The following is a 17,904-nucleotide window of genomic DNA, read 5'->3' on the forward strand; positions in this document are numbered from 1 at the left end:
TCTAGGAAGGCAATGATGAAAAGTGTAGCTAAGTTATTTTTCGTGGTAAGCAGTTTATTAATTCTTGCCGCGTGTGGCGGTGGTGGCTCAATCGAACGCGACGATTCCGGTGGTGGCGGCGGTGGCGGAACACCTTCTCCAGACCCGAACGAGTATTCGATTACACTGACAACCGTCGATTCGTCGGGTGGCGCGTCATCAACACTGAGTGAGGGTAACAATCTCATTGTCAGGGCAACGGTTATTGATAGCAATAACAGTCCTGTAGTGAATGAGTTGGTCACCTTTGCCATTGAGCCTGCTGGGTTGGCAAGTTTTGTTGACAATACCACCAGTACTGCGCGGACTGATTCGGACGGAGTGGCAGAAATCACCATGCGAGTAGGTTCAGAAACGGGCAGTGGCTCTGTGACAGCAAGTATTTCGGCTGGGGCAACAGCATCAACAGCGTTTGATGCTCAAGGTTCAGATTCAGCGTCAGGGCTGTCTATGCGATTTGTAGACCTTGACGGAAATGAATCAACGAATTTAACAGAGGCGTCTTCATTGACGTTGCTTGTGACATACACGGACGCGAGCAACAACCCTATTTCAGGTGAGGTACTGTCATTTACAGTATCGCCCGAAGAGTTGGCCGTGTTCAGTAACGACACTGCTACGGCATTAACGAACTCCGAGGGCGTGGCCCAAATAGGCATTTCAGTGGGCACCATTTCTGGAAGCGGAGAAATAACGGTAACCGCACCTAACGGACAGACAAACGCGATTGGTTTTACTTCCGAAGGACCTGTATTGACCGTTGCAACGCCCGATACACTTGGATTATTTGCCAGTCAGTCTCAATTGTCCTCAGGTGGCTCAGACAATATAGAGCTAACAGCGATTGTGAAGAATGCCCAAAACGTTTTATTAGAAGGCATTGAGGTGTCTTTTAGTGCAGATAACAATGCCTCGATTGGCAGTGTCAGCGGTACGACAAATGAGAACGGTATTGCGTCTGCCCGGTTGTCTACGATCAATGAACCTGAAAACCGCGTTATTACCGCGACAGCTTCAGTGGTGAATAACCCCAACAATAATCCAAATTTAAAAGGTGAGGTAGAAATTGCCGTTGTTGGTACTGAGTTAAGTATTGTTGGGCCCAACTCTGTGATTGTGGGTGATACCACCAACATCAATGTGTTGCTGGCAGATTCAGAAAATAGGGGAATATCAGGTGAATCTATCGCATTAACCGTTCTGGATGACTCAGGGATTGATGTAACTGACACAGTCATTACCGCTGATTCTTTAGTAACAAGTGGAGACGGACGTATAACCTTTGCGTTCTCTGCTAATGCGTCAGGCACCTATACAATTGCGGCGAGTGCACTCAATACGGCATCTGTGTTTGATATAATTGTGCAGCAAGATCAGTTCACGTTTGTGAATGCGCCTGATATTAACAATATTGAAGAAGATTTGGCGCTAAACCAGTTCCATCCAATTACTGTGAGATGGCTTAAAGAGAGCAGTCCGTTTGTTGGCGGTACTGTTGAGCTGAGTATCTCACGCGGTGAAATTCAAAATAATGTTCAAACTACAAATTCTAGTGGTACTGCACTGTTCAACATCCGTTCTGACAATGCAGGCCGTGCGAGTATTCTTGCAACAGGCACTGATGGCAGTGGAAACGAAGTCTCAGCCAGAATTGAAGTGTCATTCATTGCGACAGAAGTAGACAGTATTATTGTTGATGCGACACCTGATGCCATTGGCCCAGACGGACAAACCAGTACCATTTCAGCTGTTGTTCGCGATGCGGCGGGCAATCGGGTTGGGAATAAACGCGTAAACTTTACCGTCAGTGATGTCTCTAACGGTAGTCTTGAGCTAGCGCAAGTTGCAACTGACCGTCGTGGTATAGCGTCTACGGTCTTTATCTCTAACGCCGTTAGTTCAAATGAGGCTGTGCGCGTGACAGCATCTGTTGGTAACGTGTCGGGTGAAGCAACGCTTACCGTAGGTGACAGACCCTTTGATATTTCTTTGGGAACGGGGCGTCTTATTCAAACGCCAAACAACTCTTCATACCGAAAAGAATTTAGCGTATTCGTTACCGATGCTGACGGCAACCCTGTGCCTAATGCTAATATTTCAATGAGTGTAACACCCTTAAAAGTGTCAGAAGGCAACACGTTCTATAAAGGGACTTGGTACTGGAACGAAGATGCGGGTGTGTACGTCGATACTATTCTCGACCCCCAAGATAACTCTATCCTGGTTGCACCAACTGGTTGTGATAACGAAGACATTAACTTCAACGGTATTCTAGATGCTGGCGAAGACACTAACTCTGACGGTCAGTTAACGCCAGGAAATGCTGCTAGCATTACACCGGCAGAGGTGACAACTGACGAAAATGGTCAGGCACTGGTGTTTGTCGAATATCCACGACAGTTTGGTAACTGGGTGCGTACGAAAGTGACAGCAAGAAGCCAGTCTGGTGGCTCAGAGTCAAGAGAAAGCATGTTCTTTACCTTGTCTGTTGCGATTGACGACTTGAACATAGAGGGTTCACCTCCACCTTCAAGCCCTTATGGTGTTGGCACAAACTGTGCTGATATCAACTAATCAGAGAGTAGAATAAAAAAACCTGCGCACTGCGCAGGTTTTTTTTAACTGGATGCTTAGAATACGGTGCTACCGTTGGAATGGGTAAACGGAACCAAGGTTCAGTAGTTGGGTAAGTTCATCCAATGCGGTTCTCGACTCAATCAGTAACTGTGGGTCGCGAAGATCGTTTTCACTCAAACTGTCCCGGTAATGCTTCTTCACCCAGTTAGTCAGCCCTGCGTACGTATCATCATTAATTAAAACATTGGGGTTAACCGCACTCAGTTCTTGTGCTTTCATGGCTACCCTTAATCTTAAGCATGCTGGACCACCACCATTGCGCATACTTTCTTTTACATCAAAGTAGTGTACTTTTTTTATAGGGGTGTCAAGCGTGACCAGTTCGTCTAAATATGCCGATACAGACGCACTGTCGCGACATTCAGTGGGCGCAATTATCGCCATTTCTCCATTGGGAAGTGTAATAATCTGAGTATTAAATAAGTAGGTTTTTACCGCTTCCTGTACGGAAACAGCCTGAGTTGGCACATTAATAAAGTGCAGGGGTGAATCGCCGAATTTTCGTCTGATTTCGTCAAGTTTGGTTTCTGTATCGTAGAAAGCCTGTTCATGATAAAAAAGCACATTCTGGTTGCCCACAGCTATTACATCATTGTGGAAGACACCTTGGTCAATCACATCTGGATTTTGCTGAATGTAAACCACGCCTTCATCCGACAAGCCGTGAAGCCTAGCTACCGCCTCACAAGCTTCGTAGGTATGTCGTGCTGGGAATCGCTTGGGGGCTGGCTTAGTGCTGTCGAATGCGTGACGTCCGTATACGAATAGTTCAAGGCCAGGTGCGCCGTATTCACTACAAAGGCGAGTATGGTTGGCCGCGCCTTCATCACCAAAATGTTCGTTATCTGGTAAATGTTTGTGATGGGCAAAACAAGCATCATCATTGAATGTTGCCTGCAGGATACGTCCGGTGACTTCAGGTTCCAAAGAGCGATGGAATTTATTGGTTAGGTTTGCGGGCGTAAAATGGATCTTGCCGTCTTGTGTATCCGCACTGGGAGACACAGTAGCGGCATTTGCCGTCCACATGCTAGAAGCGGAGCAACATGCCAAAAAAACCTCTCTGGCTTTCTTTGACGCTTCTTCTAGTACATTTTTAGATGAACCTGTGAAGCCAAGTCGCCTCAGCGTCTCCATATCTGGCCTTTCTTGAGGGGCAAGCACACCTTGCACCATACCCATGTCAGATAATGCTTTTGCTTTGGCTAAACCTTGTAAAGCAGCGTTTTTAGGACTACTTATAGCATTGGCATTATTTAAAGAGGCGACATTGCCAAATGAAAGGCCGGCATAATTATGAGTAGGGCCAACGAGTCCATCAAAATTTGCTTCGAACTGCTGCATGTATTCTCTCCCTTCTTTTATTTTTGGGGTTGTGTTCGGCAGATTGGCCCGCATTATACGTGTTTAAATTTCGCTGCCAATGCGTCTGTATAAAATATAGTCAGTGTGTGGCATGGCAGATCGAATAAGTATGAATAAGAACTTGTTTTCCATTCATATTGTAGATATATGTAAAAAAGGAATTCGTCTTTGTTTTACCAGTAAAGACACGTAAAGATATCAGGTGTAGATTAAAAAATACCTATAAATCAATAGGATATATTACTAAATGGCAAAATCACTGGTCATTGTTGAGTCACCAGCCAAGGCAAAAACAATAAATAAATATCTTGGTAAAAATTTTATTGTAAAATCAAGCGTGGGGCACGTTCGTGACCTGCCAACGAAGGCTTTAGGAAAGGTAGAGCCCAAAAAACCGGCAAAAGAGCTCAAGCAGCTCTCCGATAAACAGCGCGAAAGTTATCTACAAAAGTATGAGTATAAAAAGCTAGTTGACCGCATGGGTGTCGATCCTGAAAACGACTGGCAAGCCCATTACCAGGTTCTTCAAGGCAAGGAAAAAGTAGTTAACGAATTAAAGAAGCTGGCTAGAGACGCAGATACTATTTATCTCGCAACCGACCTCGACAGAGAAGGGGAAGCGATTGCGTGGCATTTACAGGAACTGCTGGGTAAAAAAGATAAAACCTATCAGAGAGTCGTGTTTAACGAGATTACCAAAAATGCCATTCAGGATGCGTTCTCACATCCCAGTGACGTTAATGTAGACAGAGTAAATGCGCAGCAAGCCCGACGGTTTTTAGATCGTGTCGTTGGCTTTATGGTATCCCCACTGTTGTGGAAAAAAATTGCAAGGGGATTATCTGCAGGGCGCGTTCAATCTGTAGCTGTGCGACTCGTCGTAGAGCGAGAAAGAGAAATCAAGGCGTTTGTACCTGAAGAGTTTTGGGATATTCACGCTGACCTGAGCGCAGAATCAACAGCGCTTCGCATGCTGGTTGCTAAATGCCAGGGTAAAGCGTTCAAACCTACCAATGAAGCGCAGGCCTTGTCGGCAGTATCAGTATTGGAGCATGCAAATTACAGTGTAATTAGTCGTGATTCAAAACCAACACAGAGCAAGCCAAGCGCGCCATTTATCACTTCAACACTCCAGCAGGCAGCCAGTACTCGGTTAGGTTTTGGGGTGAAAAAGACGATGACACTGGCTCAGCGCTTATATGAAGCTGGTCACATCACTTATATGCGTACTGACTCAACGAATTTGAGCCAGGAAGCGCTGGAAGCCTGTAGGGCACATATAAGTGGTAACTTTGGCGATCAGTATTTACCTGATTCCCCTATTCGATATGGAAGTAAAGAAGGCGCACAAGAGGCGCACGAAGCCATAAGACCCTCCAATGTTGAAGTTAAAGCGTCGCAACTTGATGCACTTGAGCGTGACGCTCAGCGGTTATACGAGCTAATTTGGCGTCAGTTTGTTGCCTGTCAGATGACTAACGCCAAATACGATGCTACTACATTGCGCGTTGCGGCTGGTGATTACGAGTTGACCGCAAAAGGGCGGGTGTTAAAGTTTGACGGCTGGACAAGAGTTCAACCGCAATTGCGCAAGAAAGGCGAAGAAGAACTCATGTTGCCCGATTTAAGTCCGGGCGATACGCTTGCGCTCAAAGCTTTAGATCCTAAGCAACACTTTACCAAACCGGTGGCACGATTTAATGAAGCATCTTTAGTCAAAGAATTGGAAAAGCGCGGAATAGGTCGACCATCAACCTATGCCAGTATCATTTCAACAATACAGGATAGAGGATACGTCAAGCTCGAAAATAAACGTTTTTACGCTGAAAAAATGGGCGAGATAGTCAATGACAGATTATTGGAAAATTTCCAAGACCTGATGAGCTTCGACTTTACCGCTAATATGGAGCAGCAGCTTGATGACATCGCTGAGGGTAACAAAAACTGGAAGCAAGTGCTGAATGATTTTTATGGAGATTTTTACACCAAACTCCTAGTCGCTGAAAAATCATCAGAAGAAGGCGGTATGCGGCAAAATCAGGCAATACCCTCGGGTATTGAGTGCCCTACCTGCTCCCGTGAAATGAATGTTCGCACTGCTAGCACTGGAGTCTTCTTGGGATGCTCAGGGTATAATTTACCGCCAAAAGAGCGTTGTACAACAACCATGAACCTCACTCCGGGCGAAGAAGTGGTGCGTGTTGATGACGAGGATGAACTCGAAACTGAAGCCTTGCGAGCCAAACGCCGGTGTGAACAATGCGGTACAGCGATGGATAGTTATTTAGTCAATGAGACAAGTAAGCTACATGTTTGTGGTAACAATCCTGCCTGTCCGGGTGTGTATATCGAAAAAGGCACGTTTAAAATTAAAGGCTATGATGGGCCCATTATAGAATGCGACAAATGCGGCAGTAATATGGAATTAAAAAATGGCCGGTTTGGAAAGTATTTTGGTTGCACCAGCGAGAGTTGCAAAAATACTCGCAAATTACTTAAAAATGGTGAGCCTGCGCCACCAAAAGAAGATCCGGTCGATTTGCCAGAGTTACCATGTGAAAAATCTGATGCGCATTTCGTACTGCGAGATGGTGCCAGTGGTATCTTCCTCGCCGCCCATAACTTTCCGAAATCCAGGGAAACCCGTGCGCCGAAAGTGGCAGAGTTGGCACGCTTTAAAGACAGAATATCACCTAAATTTCATTATTTAGCCGAGGCGCCAGTGCAAGATCCTGAGGGTAATCCTAGTATTGTTCGTTATAGCCGCAAAACTAAGCAGCAATATGTCATGTCAGAAAATGACAAGGGCAAAGCAAGTGGGTGGAGTGCTTTCTATCAGGATGGCAAATGGGTTGAGCAAGATAAAAAGAAGTAGACAAAAGCAATGAAAGGCTCTTTACAAGATCAACTGTTGAAAGCAGGTTTGGCTGACAAAGGCGCAGCCAAGCAAGTCCGTGCAGAGAAGCGAAAAAAGCAAAAGCAAAAGAAAAAGCAACCTGAGGTGTCTGAGGCTCAGCGAGCCGCTCAGCAAGCAGCTGAGGAGAAGCGTGCCCGCGACCAAGCACTCAATCAGGCTCAGCAGGCCGAGCGAGAGAAGAAAGCCATTGCGGCGCAAATTAAGCAATTGGTGACTATTAATAAACAGCCTACCGGTGGTGGAGACACCTTGCTTAATTTTACGGACGAAAATGTCGTCAAGCGAATGTATGTGAGTGGTCCGGTGCATAGCCAAGTGCTTAATGCCAGGCTGGCAGTCGTCAAAGACGGCAATGACTATGCGCTAGTGCCGGTGCCTGTAGCTGATAAAATAGCTGAGCGCAATCCGGCCATGGTGGTATTTAGGGCAGATGATCGGCCCAAGGAAGAGCAGGATAGCGAAGAAGACGACTGGTATGCTGACTATGAAATACCCGATGATCTAACCTGGTAGGTTATTGTTTTCAGATACAAAAAACCGCTCATAAAGAGCGGTTTTTTTTACGAGAAGGGGCGACTTAGTCACCCACAGCAAGCTCTGTTTGTACAGGCTCTGCTTCAGGCGCATCTGATGATACGTCGTCGTTTACAGAGGCTGGTCTTGTCATTGCCGCCGATGCGGTAGACGTTGCGCATATAAGCGTTGCTTGTTGTCCAGAACGCTTTATTTCTGGTCTAGCGTCATTACTTATAGACACTAATGCAATATCACCGAAGGTTGCATCAATTTCGGTAGGCTTTGCGGCTTCGCAAGAAGCATGCGAGCGACGGGCTTTGACAACTGTCACAGTGCGCGCAGTTGCTGTTTCCGCTGGCGTGTTGGTTTTTTCCGTATCGGCGGTTTCCGTAGCTGGTGCCTCAGGTGCTTCAAGAGCTTCAGGAGCTTCTGTCACCTCAGACGGTGTTACCGTGTCTTCTACCCAGTCCAGTTCAGCTTGTTTGGGTTGTTCTTGTACTGAACCAGCTTCAGCGGTAGCTTGCGTGCTGTTTTCTCCATCAGCACTGCTGTCTACATCAGCTTGCTCTTTACGCTTCCTTTTTTGACCAGCCGCTCTCACATGACGAGGACTTCTGCGGTTTCTTCCGCGTTCGGTCTCATTCGTGTTCTCACTTTTTGTGTCTGACTCAGCAGTTCCAATTGCGGCATGCTCATCGGCGCTTGTCGTTTCAGTAGCTAGGGGCTCTGCGGCAGACTGTGCCGTCTTGCGCTTGTTTTGACGCTTAGGCTCGGGAGCTTTTACATCGGCAGCTGGCTCAATATTGTTGTTTTCAATATTCTCGCTCTCTACCGCATTACTCACGCGAACAGACTTTCTGGCGTCCCTGCGTTTACGTCGCTCTACGACTTTCTTTTTGCGTTGCTGTGGCTTTTGACTATCGTCGGTTTGCACATCTGCAACAGGAGACTGAGTAACTTTCTCGGACCTTTCTTTACGCTTATCGTTGCGTTCTTGATTGTTAGTCCTTTTGGGTTTGTTCGCTCTGTTGTCACGATTTTCTTTGTCGTTGTCTTGTTGACCACGGCGTCTGCCGTTGCGCTGATTACGTCTGTTATCACCGCGATTGCGACTTTGACCTTGGCCTTTTCTGCCTCTACCTTTGCTATGCTTTGATGGAGCAGGTTTTTCTTCCTCTTTGCCAAATAAGCCGCTCCACCATTCAGCCAGCTTTTTAAATAAACCAGGCTCAGCATTGTTGACCGAGTTAGTGTTGGTGGCTTTTTGCGGTGCAGAAGGCGCGGGGGCTGGCGGTGCTGTAAGACCTTGAAGAGCTGGTTGCTCTGATGCTGCCACAGGTGCTGCTGATTTCACTGGCGCTTGTTCAGCAGTCTCTGCCAATTCTACGTTGTAGCTGGCATCAGAAATGACGTCATCAGGTCTGCGACGTACAACTTCATACCGCGGGGTATCAAAGTTAGGGTTGGGTAATATAAGCAAGCCTACATTATGGCGTTGCTCAATATTTTGTATTGCTTTTCGCTTCTCATTCAGTAGATACGTTGCCACTGGTACGGGTAACTGAGCTTCTATCTGACCGGTGTTATCTTTAATTGCTTCTTCTTCAAGAATGCGAAGTACTGATAAGGCAAGCGATTCAGTACCGCGTATGGTGCCGTGACCTGAACAGCGTGGACAGACTATATGCGCAGAATCACCCAGACTTGGGCGTAAACGTTGTCTGGACATCTCCAGCAAACCGAAACGCGAAATACGGCCCAATTGAACGCGTGCCCTGTCCGTTTGCACGGCCTCCTTCATTCGGTTTTCCACTTCTCTTTGATGACGAACTGGTGTCATATCGATAAAATCGATAACAACCAGACCACCAAGGTCACGCAAGCGGAGCTGTCTTGCTATTTCATCCGCTGCTTCTAGGTTTGTGTTGAGTGCAGTTTCCTCAATATCACCACCTTTGGTGGCGCGGGCAGAGTTAATGTCAATAGAAGTCAGCGCTTCAGTGGGGTCGATAACGATTGATCCACCCGATGGTAACCTCACTTCGCGTTGGAAAGCCGATTCAATTTGACTTTCAATTTGATAATGACTGAATAAAGGTACATCACCGCGATAGAGTTTTACTCTGTTTGCAAAGTCTGGTCTCACGAGTTGAATATGCTGAAGAGCCTGATCATAAATTGCTGTTTTATCGATCAGGATTTCACCAATATCACGACGCAAATAATCGCGTATAGCGCGAACAATAACATTGCTTTCTTGGTGAATTAAAAAGGGCGCTGGCCGTTCCTCTGCTACTTGTGAAATTGCTTCCCAGTGATGTAACAGTACGGTTAAATCATGTTCAAGCTCTTCGTAAGACTTGCCAACACCGGCAGTGCGCACAATCAGCCCCATTCCCTGTGGAAGGTCGAGTTTATTTAATGACTGCTTTAGTTCAGTACGCTCGTCACCTTCGATACGGCGTGAAATGCCACCCGCTCTTGGATTGTTGGGCATGAGCACTAGATAGCTACCGGCGAGCGAAATGAAGGTGGTTAAGGCTGCGCCTTTTTGTCCGCGCTCTTCTTTGTCGATTTGCACGATGACTTCTTGGCCTTCATTAACCACATCTTTGATGTTGGGGCGGCCTTCAAATTTATAACCTTTGGGGAAGTATGTTCTGGCAATTTCTTTAAGAGGGAGGAATCCGTGACGGTCGGCGCCGTAATCAACAAAGGCGGCTTCGAGACTTGGCTCTACGCGGGTGATTTTACCTTTGTATATGTTTGCTTTCTTTTGTTCGTGTCCAGGACTCTCTATATCTAAATCATAGAGGCGTTGCCCATCAACTAGGGCAACACGCAACTCTTCTTGCTGAGTTGCGTTAATTAGCATTCTTTTCATTGTATCTAGCTCTGTAATAAACAGCCGCCATCGATACACAATTAAATGACGTGTACACCTAAAACGTGCAGTCTCACGACTGGAACAATGTGGATGTATTGTGACCGTATTACCTCATCGAGGTGTCGGGAACGGTAGCCCTTACTGTATAACTTACGTAATCACAAAGCAGCGTTGCTCTGTGTGGTCAATTCAATTCTGTATAAAAAGCGGTCTGAAAAATAACGTTTATTTTTGCAACTGTTGATTTTTTCTGGTGCTTTCTCTGCACTTATAAGTGAAAAAATCCAGTCAGTATTAGCACATTTCTGCGTGCTTCACCGCTTTAGTGTCGTTTTTTACGAAACTCACCAAAACGCCGGTATTATCGCATTAACTGCCTATTATTGACAAGTCGCCATACGTAATAAAAAAGGATAGAATGCGCGCCTATGACACATATCATTCAAAAATCCGTCGAATTTGTCACCATTGGTGATGATCATCACTTACAACGCATTGACAATTTTCTGATCACTAAGTTAAAAGGCGTACCAAAGAGCTTAGTATATCGAATATTGCGAAAAGGCGAAGTAAGGGTCAATAAAAAGCGAATTAAGCCTGACTATAAACTTCAGTCCGGAGATGTCGTTCGTGTGCCGCCGGTGAAAGTCAACGAGGAGAATACCTTGCCGTCAGTAAAACTCGACAAGGTGTCTCAACTCACTGACCACATATTATATGAAGACGATCGCATTATCGTGGTCAATAAGCCTTCCGGCCTAGCTGTTCACGGTGGCAGTGGGCTACAGTTTGGTTTAATTGAAGGATTACGTGCTTTAAGACCTGAGTCGACGTTCATGGAGCTTGTGCACAGGCTGGACAGGGATACCTCCGGTTGTATTCTTATTGCGAAACGCCGATCTGCATTGCGCCATCTTCACGATCAACTGCGTGAAAATAAGATGAATAAGGTGTACCAAGCGCTGGTTGTGGGGCACTGGCCAAAAAACCGATTTAAAGTAAAAGCGCCATTAAAAAAACATCAACTGCAGTCAGGTGAACGTATTGTCAATGTACAGGCCGATGGCAAACCATCAGAAACTCATTTTCGCATTTTACGAACCTTTGAACAGGCAACCTTAGTAGAGGCGAAGCCGATAACGGGCAGAACACATCAAATAAGAGTACATTGTAAACATGCTGGTCACAGCATTGCTGGTGATGATAAGTACACCGAAAAATCAGATAACGCCTATTTTGCGGAAAAGGGGTTGAAGCGACTGTTTCTGCATGCAAGTGCTATTAGTTTCATCCATCCTAAAACAGATCAGCCGGTGACATTTAAAGCGCCGCTAGCGCAAAGCTTAGAAAAAATAATGGAGAACCTATGACGCCGTATAAGCTCGTCATATTTGACTGGGATGGGACCCTAATGGACTCGGCCGGTAAAATTGTGAGTTGTATGCAACACGCAGCACAAGCTACCGCCATGTTTGTACCCACTGCCGACGCAGTCAGGCACATCATTGGAATAAGCCTGAAGCCTGCTATCGCTCAATTATTCAACCTTAAACTGGGCAACCCTGTTGAAGAAAAACAGGTTGATCGCATTGTTGAAGCCTATAAAACTGCCTACCTTGAGGTTGACCAAACGCCGTGTCCGCTTTTTGATGGCACTATGGGTATGTTAACAGCATTACAAGCGTGTGATACCAAAATGGCGGTGGCAACAGGAAAAGCGCGTAGGGGGTTAAAGCGGGCGTGGGATAGCACGAATACCTCGCATTTTTTTGTTGATTCACGGTGTGCCGACGAAGCTGAATCAAAACCTTCCCCTGATATGCTTGAACAGCTACTCAAGGCCAACGGTTTAAAAGCATCAGATGCGGTCATGATTGGTGATACAAGTTATGATATGCAGATGGCAGAGCAATTGGGTATGGATAGAATTGCGGTAAGTTATGGTGTGCACGACGTAACCGCATTAAGAAAGCATAGTCCTGTCTTTGTTGCCGATTCAGTGAGCTCACTTCAGGGTTTTTTACTTAGACCGTTTTAACAAATCGAAGATATCCACTTCCAGCAAAGTTAGACACTCGCGCAATGCGATCATCGGTATACCTATAAGTGCGTTTGGGTCTTCTGACAGTATTTTTTTAAACAGAAAAATACCAGCTCGTTCCATCATAAAGCTGCCGGCACACTGAATGGGGTTGTCGGCGTTGATATAAGTGGCTATCTGAGACGGGGTCAGTGTATTGAATATCACTGTTACGGTTTCTGTTTGAGTGACATCACGCTTCGACTCTGCGTCTACTACCGTCAGTGAGGTGTGAAACTTCACAGTGCGACCGCTACACAGCGCCAGTTGCTCCTGTGCCTTGAGCTTACTTCCTGGTTTCCCCAGGCGTTCACTGTGCGAATCGAGCAGAACTTCAGCAACTTGGTCAGACCCGATAATGAAGCCATTTTGATAATGGGCAGAAACTGCATATGCTTTTTCCTTACTCAAACGAGCCGACAGTGTTAATGCATCTTCATGTTTTTGCGGAGATTCATCAATATTGGCTGCGTGTACCAAAGGATCTAAGCCCGCTTCTTTAAGGCGTTGTAACCGGTATGGCGAGCCAGATGCGAGTATAAGTTGTCGTACTAACAAAAATTACTCCTTAATCGCTGTTATACTTTGACAGTAAAGGGATTGACGTATATTATGCGCGCGCTATGCAGAAAGTGAAACTGCCACATCAAATAGATCCCGTGAAAAGCGCTGTGAAACGATCAGATTACTCTGGTGTTATTTCAGCGAAGGAAATGGAGAGGTTAACGGACCTAGTCGTAAGCAGTGACGACTGGGTGGACGCGAATGTTCAGTTTTTAAAAGACGAGCAGGGTCTTACTGTCTTTCGCGGCACGTTGACATTGACCGTGGTACTTATCTGCCAAGCGAGTAATGCGCCATTTGAGTATCCACTTAATGTGGATTTCTGTTTCAGCCCCGTGCAGGGGGAAGAAGAGATGGCACTGTTACCCGAAGCTTATGATCCCGTTGAAGTAGACGACCATGGAATGGTAGATTTACTACAATTGTTTGAGGACGAGCTGATTGTATCGATACCTCTAGTACCTCGCCAAGCAGAAAGCGAGTGTCCTGTTGTTGATGTTCAGTTCGGTAAACTTAAGCCGGAAGAAGAGCGACCCAACCCGTTCGCGGTGTTGAAAGAACTTAAGCGAGACCAGGAGTAAGTTATGGCAGTACAACAAAACCGTAAAACACGTGCAAAGCGTGGCATGCGTCGTTCACATGATGCATTAACAGGCTCATCTTTGTCTGTCGATGCAACTTCAGGTGAAACGCATCGTCGCCATCACGTGTCTGCTGATGGTTACTATCGCGGCAAAAAAGTTATCCAAGGTTAATTACTGACCGGCGATAATACATTGTCCGAACTAACCATTGCGTTAGATATGATGGGGGGCGATATTGGCCCCCCAGTTACTTTTCCTGCCGCATTAAAAGCCGCTCAGGCCTACCCAGATGTTACTTTTCTTTTGTTTGGCCACCAAGACGCCATTCAGCATGAGTTTAAAAAACGCAATATAAGTGAATCAGACGGCATTATGAGCCGAATGCCTATCGTGCATTGCGAAGAAGTCGTAGGAATGGGTGATTCGCCTGCTTCCGTATTGCGCAATAAAAAGCAGTCCTCCATGCGCAAGATGATAGAGTCTGTAGAACAGAACAACGCGCAAGCTTGTGTGAGTTCAGGGAATACGGGTGCATTAATGGCGCTGGCATATTACCGGCTAAAAACCCTATCAGGGATAGACAGGCCCGCCTTGGTATCTCGGATGCCAACAGCCGGTCAGCACAGGGTCTTTTTACTCGACCTTGGTGCAAATGTCACCTGTACTGCCGAAACCCTCTTTCAATATGGTGTAATGGGCAGTGTATTAGCACAGCAGGTTGCACAAATAGAAAAGCCGAGAGTGGCGTTGTTAAACGTGGGCGAAGAAGATATCAAAGGCAATGCCCAGGTTAAGATGGCCGATCAAATATTCAAAAATGCCAATAGCGTCAATTATATTGGGTATGTGGAAGGAACGGAGATATTCTCTGACGCAGCCGATGTTATCGTCACCGACGGCTTTACCGGCAATATAGCGTTAAAATCCAGTGAGGGTTTAGCTAAGCTTGTTATTAATGAAGTGAAGCGTCAATCTCAGAAGAGTTTTTTGACCCGAATGATGGCTAGAGCTGCCATGCCACTTCTCAAGAAGATCTACAATCGCGTGAACCCCGACCAGTATAACGGCGCCAGTTTGATAGGATTGCGCGGCACTGTGATAAAGAGTCACGGCAACGCATCCTCAGACGCGTTTTATTACGCCATTGGGCTTGCTATTCAAGAAGCCAGGATGCAAGTCCCTGAAAAAATAAAAGCGTCCATAGAGACCGTATTACTGGAGCAAATTTGAAAACATATTCGCGCTTTATTGGAACCGGGAGCTATTACCCGAGTGAAGTACGTTCTAACGCCGATCTTGAGTTAATGGTAGACACCAGCGATGAATGGATTACCGACAGAACAGGTATAAAAGAACGCCGTATCATTGGTGCAGATGAAACGGCTGCCACTATGGGTGTTGAAGCAAGTAAAAAAGCCATTGAGGCTGCTGGAATAGAACCGCACACTATCGATATGATTGTTTGTGCAACAACGAGCGGTCGCTATTCCCTTCCCAGCACAGCTTGTGAAATCCAAGGAATGCTAGGCATAGACAACATCCCGGCATTTGATGTCGCCGCAGCATGCGCGGGGTACTGCTATGCCTTGAGTGTGGCAGATCAATACATAAAGTCTGGCATGGCTAAAAGAATCCTGGTGGTGGGTACTGATTGCTTGAGCCGGTTAGTTGATCCTGCAGACCGTTCCATGGTCATTCTGTTTGGTGACGGGGCAGGGGCCACTATTATTGAGGCCAGCGAAGAGCCGGGTATATTATCGACGCACATTCACGCTGCCGGTCAACATGGCGATTTACTATACGTTGGCAACCCGACGCGTGGCAACGAAGCCTCAATTCACGAAAATTGGGGAGTAATGAAAGGCAATGAAGTGTTCAAAGTTGCTGTCACAAAACTCAGTGAAGTTGTAGAGCAAACACTGGCTGCAAACAACATGCAAAAATCTGATCTCGATTGGCTGGTACCTCATCAGGCGAATTTCAGAATTATCAAAGCAACGGCCAAAAAGCTGAACATGTCACTAGATCAGGTTGTTATTACGCTTGAAAAATACGGTAATACTTCTGCAGCGACCGTTCCCACAGCGCTGGACACAGCTATCAGAGACGGCAGAATAAAACGCGGCCAAAATCTTTTACTTGAAGCTTTTGGTGGTGGATTTGCTTGGTCGTCGGCACTTGTGCGTTATTAAGGAATCAATATGATGAACTCAACAGCATTTGTGTTCCCGGGGCAGGGGTCACAATCAAAGGGGATGTTAGCTGAGCTGGCGGCCCAAAACGAATCTGTAAAAACAACGTTTGACCGAGCGTCTTCTATACTAGGTTACGACCTATGGCAAGTTGTGCAGGAAGACTCACAACAGACGTTAAATCAAACCCAGGTCACGCAACCCGCACTGCTTACTTCAAGCTATGCCATTTGGCAATTGCTGCACGAACAAGGTCATACGCCCGCCTACATGGCTGGACATAGTCTGGGTGAATATAGCGCCCTGGTTTGTGCAGGTGTGATGACATTGGAAGATGGTGTCAGTTTGGTTAAACAGCGCGGTGAGTTTATGCAACAAGCCGTACCCGCAGGCGAGGGCGCCATGTACGCTATAATCGGGTTGGCAGATGACAAAATTGAAGACATTTGTGCTCAAGTTCAAGGTGACCAAGGTGGCGTGATTGCGCCTGTTAATTATAATTCGCCTGGTCAGGTGGTTATTGCTGGCAGTGCGTTAAGCGCCGAAAAAGCAGCCGAACGCTGTAAAGAAGCGGGTGCCAAAAGAGCACTTCCTTTAGCCGTGAGTGTTCCATCGCATTGTGCGCTGATGAAGCCCGCGGCAGACAAACTAGCAGAGGTGCTCAGTGCAATCTCTCTCAATACACCGAATGTGCCTGTCATCAACAATGTAGATGTAGCGCAAGAGACTGATCCTGAAGCCATTCGTTCTGCACTGATAAGACAGTTATACAAGCCAGTTCAGTGGACCAAAACAGTGGAAACGCTCCATGCCAAAGGTATAACTCGCCTGATAGAAGTGGGCCCAGGCAAAGTATTGACCGGTCTGAATAAACGAATTGTTAAATCGTTGCAATGCAGCGCAGCGAATACACCAGACACCATTGTGTTGGAAAACTAACAGGAATAAATATGACACAATTAAGCGGAAAAGTTGCGCTGGTAACAGGCGCAAGTCGAGGTATCGGTAAGGCCATAGCCCAGCAGCTTGTTGAGCAAGGTGCGTTTGTAGTTGGTACGGCAACCTCAGAGGCTGGTGCGGCGGCAATCAGTGAATACCTTGGTGACAGCGGACAGGGCAAAGTACTCAATGTAATGCAGCAAGATAGCATTGAAGCGTTGTTGTCAGATATCAACAACGACCATGGTGGTGTTGATATTCTTGTCAATAATGCGGGTATCACGCGAGATAATCTTCTTATGCGGATGAAAGACGCAGAGTGGGATGACATCATTGCCACCAACTTGACATCTATTTTCAAACTATCTAAGGCAGTACTTAGAGGTATGATGAAAAAGCGCCATGGTCGCATCGTTAATATAGGTTCTGTTGTAGGCAGTACTGGTAATCCAGGACAGGCAAACTATGCGGCAGCAAAAGCTGGCGTTATTGGTTTCACCAAATCAATGGCCAGAGAGGTGGCATCGAGAGGCATTACAATAAATGTGGTCGCACCGGGCTTTATTGATACAGACATGACACAGTCGCTTACAAATGAACAAAAAGAGGCGATTTTTAAGGACATACCTGCCAACAGACTGGGCGCGCCAGAAGAAATCGCATCAGCGGTGAGCTTTTTAGTGTCTGATTCTGCTGCCTATATTACTGGTGAAACATTGCATGTTAACGGCGGAATGCATATGGTATAAGCCTGCTTAAACAGGCAATTTAAAACACATCCTGCTATTGAATGTTAACAGGATGTTGATTACTATTTTCAACTGGTTGCTGGTTCGACCTTTGAATAGATGACGTTAGGTACTTGCATAGCGGCATTTTGACAAATAAACTAGCGACAATTTTTACTATCTAGTGACGTTTAAGGGAAACCTAGAATATGAGTAACATCGAAGAGCGCGTTAAGAAAATTATCGTTGAACAGCTTGGCGTTAAAGAAGAAGAAGTTAAAGCCGAAGCTTCATTTGTTGATGATTTGGGCGCTGATTCGCTCGACACTGTTGAGCTTGTCATGGCTTTAGAAGAAGAATTTGATACTGAAATTCCGGATGAAGAAGCTGAAAAGATTACCACTGTCCAGTCAGCTATCGACTACATTAACGCTAATAAAGACGCGTAAATCCTTT

At 46.1% G+C, this 17,904-nt stretch carries 15 protein-coding genes; 12 read left to right on the forward strand and 3 right to left on the reverse strand.

All coding sequences use genetic code 11. The features are described from left to right. The first annotated feature begins 12 nt into the window (after positions 1-12). A complete protein-coding gene (locus tag DRW07_RS07090) occupies positions 13-2,613 on the forward strand; it encodes an Ig-like domain-containing protein (RefSeq protein ID WP_124027192.1) in 2,601 nt (866 codons plus the stop codon). A 69-nt stretch (positions 2,614-2,682) separates the two neighbouring features. On the opposite strand, the gene astB is transcribed toward DRW07_RS07090, so the two are convergent. Then, positions 2,683-4,020 (reverse strand): N-succinylarginine dihydrolase, encoded by a 1,338-nt coding sequence (gene astB, locus DRW07_RS07095; protein ID WP_124027193.1) that lies wholly within the window; start codon positions 4,018-4,020, stop codon positions 2,683-2,685. Positions 4,021-4,288: 268 nt separating this feature from the next. On the opposite strand from astB, the gene topA reads away from it, so the two are divergent. Next, a complete protein-coding gene (gene topA, locus DRW07_RS07100) occupies positions 4,289-6,916 on the forward strand; it encodes a type I DNA topoisomerase (RefSeq protein ID WP_124027194.1) in 2,628 nt (875 codons plus the stop codon). 9 nt (positions 6,917-6,925) lie between these two features. Continuing rightward, a complete protein-coding gene (locus tag DRW07_RS07105) occupies positions 6,926-7,471 on the forward strand; it encodes a DUF2058 domain-containing protein (protein ID WP_124027195.1) in 546 nt (181 codons plus the stop codon). Positions 7,472-7,535: 64 nt separating this feature from the next. Here DRW07_RS07105 and rne read toward each other — a convergent pair whose 3' ends face one another. Beyond that, positions 7,536-10,358 (reverse strand): ribonuclease E, encoded by a 2,823-nt coding sequence (rne, locus tag DRW07_RS07110; RefSeq protein WP_124027196.1) that lies wholly within the window; start codon positions 10,356-10,358, stop codon positions 7,536-7,538. A 431-nt stretch (positions 10,359-10,789) separates the two neighbouring features. Between rne and rluC the strand changes: the two genes are divergently transcribed. Next, positions 10,790-11,731, forward strand: a complete 942-nt coding sequence (gene rluC / locus DRW07_RS07115; protein ID WP_124027197.1) for a 23S rRNA pseudouridine(955/2504/2580) synthase RluC — start codon at positions 10,790-10,792, stop codon at positions 11,729-11,731. Beyond that, a complete protein-coding gene (locus DRW07_RS07120) occupies positions 11,728-12,399 on the forward strand; it encodes an HAD-IA family hydrolase (protein WP_124027198.1) in 672 nt (223 codons plus the stop codon). Before rluC ends, DRW07_RS07120 begins: the two co-directional genes overlap by 4 nt. On the opposite strand, the gene DRW07_RS07125 is transcribed toward DRW07_RS07120, so the two are convergent. Next, on the reverse strand, positions 12,382-12,999 hold the full coding sequence (locus tag DRW07_RS07125; protein WP_124027199.1) for a Maf family protein: 618 nt from the start codon (positions 12,997-12,999) through the stop codon (positions 12,382-12,384). The genes DRW07_RS07120 and DRW07_RS07125 overlap by 18 nt on opposite strands. Before the next feature lie 65 nt (positions 13,000-13,064). Between DRW07_RS07125 and yceD the strand changes: the two genes are divergently transcribed. From yceD to acpP, 7 genes are all read left to right on the forward strand, one after another. Next, a complete protein-coding gene (gene yceD, locus DRW07_RS07130) occupies positions 13,065-13,586 on the forward strand; it encodes a 23S rRNA accumulation protein YceD (RefSeq protein WP_124027200.1) in 522 nt (173 codons plus the stop codon). Positions 13,587-13,589: 3 nt separating this feature from the next. Continuing rightward, positions 13,590-13,760, forward strand: a complete 171-nt coding sequence (gene rpmF / locus DRW07_RS07135; RefSeq protein WP_124027201.1) for a 50S ribosomal protein L32 — start codon at positions 13,590-13,592, stop codon at positions 13,758-13,760. A 21-nt stretch (positions 13,761-13,781) separates the two neighbouring features. Further along, complete coding sequence (gene plsX / locus DRW07_RS07140; protein ID WP_124027202.1) at positions 13,782-14,819, forward strand: phosphate acyltransferase PlsX; 1,038 nt, start codon at positions 13,782-13,784, stop codon at positions 14,817-14,819. Further along, complete coding sequence (locus DRW07_RS07145; protein ID WP_124027203.1) at positions 14,816-15,781, forward strand: beta-ketoacyl-ACP synthase III; 966 nt, start codon at positions 14,816-14,818, stop codon at positions 15,779-15,781. Before plsX ends, DRW07_RS07145 begins: the two co-directional genes overlap by 4 nt. Before the next feature lie 12 nt (positions 15,782-15,793). Then, positions 15,794-16,720, forward strand: a complete 927-nt coding sequence (gene fabD, locus DRW07_RS07150) for an ACP S-malonyltransferase (RefSeq protein WP_124027569.1) — start codon at positions 15,794-15,796, stop codon at positions 16,718-16,720. Positions 16,721-16,731: 11 nt separating this feature from the next. After that, entirely contained in the window at positions 16,732-17,469 is a 738-nt protein-coding gene (fabG, locus tag DRW07_RS07155) for a 3-oxoacyl-ACP reductase FabG (RefSeq protein WP_124027204.1), read from the forward strand. Between the two features lie 188 nt (positions 17,470-17,657). Then, positions 17,658-17,897 (forward strand): acyl carrier protein, encoded by a 240-nt coding sequence (acpP, locus tag DRW07_RS07160; protein ID WP_012518211.1) that lies wholly within the window; start codon positions 17,658-17,660, stop codon positions 17,895-17,897. The last annotated feature ends 7 nt before the right edge of the window (positions 17,898-17,904 follow it).

The organism is Paralteromonas sediminis (assembly GCF_003820355.1).
Taxonomy (GTDB): domain Bacteria; phylum Pseudomonadota; class Gammaproteobacteria; order Enterobacterales; family Alteromonadaceae; genus Alteromonas_F; species Alteromonas_F sediminis.

Excerpts from the sequence above, each read along its gene's own strand:
- DRW07_RS07090 (WP_124027192.1), top strand. The coding sequence starts at position 13 with ATGATGAAAAGTGTAGCTAAGTTATTTTTCGTGGTAAGCAGTTTATTA.
- astB (WP_124027193.1), bottom strand. The coding sequence starts at position 4,020 with ATGCAGCAGTTCGAAGCAAATTTTGATGGACTCGTTGGCCCTACTCAT.
- topA (WP_124027194.1), top strand. The coding sequence starts at position 4,289 with ATGGCAAAATCACTGGTCATTGTTGAGTCACCAGCCAAGGCAAAAACA.
- DRW07_RS07105 (WP_124027195.1), top strand. The coding sequence starts at position 6,926 with ATGAAAGGCTCTTTACAAGATCAACTGTTGAAAGCAGGTTTGGCTGAC.
- rne (WP_124027196.1), bottom strand. The coding sequence starts at position 10,358 with ATGAAAAGAATGCTAATTAACGCAACTCAGCAAGAAGAGTTGCGTGTT.
- rluC (WP_124027197.1), top strand. The coding sequence starts at position 10,790 with ATGACACATATCATTCAAAAATCCGTCGAATTTGTCACCATTGGTGAT.
- DRW07_RS07120 (WP_124027198.1), top strand. The coding sequence starts at position 11,728 with ATGACGCCGTATAAGCTCGTCATATTTGACTGGGATGGGACCCTAATG.
- yceD (WP_124027200.1), top strand. The coding sequence starts at position 13,065 with ATGCAGAAAGTGAAACTGCCACATCAAATAGATCCCGTGAAAAGCGCT.
- rpmF (WP_124027201.1), top strand. The coding sequence starts at position 13,590 with ATGGCAGTACAACAAAACCGTAAAACACGTGCAAAGCGTGGCATGCGT.
- fabD (WP_124027569.1), top strand. The coding sequence starts at position 15,794 with ATGAACTCAACAGCATTTGTGTTCCCGGGGCAGGGGTCACAATCAAAG.
- fabG (WP_124027204.1), top strand. The coding sequence starts at position 16,732 with ATGACACAATTAAGCGGAAAAGTTGCGCTGGTAACAGGCGCAAGTCGA.
- acpP (WP_012518211.1), top strand. The coding sequence starts at position 17,658 with ATGAGTAACATCGAAGAGCGCGTTAAGAAAATTATCGTTGAACAGCTT.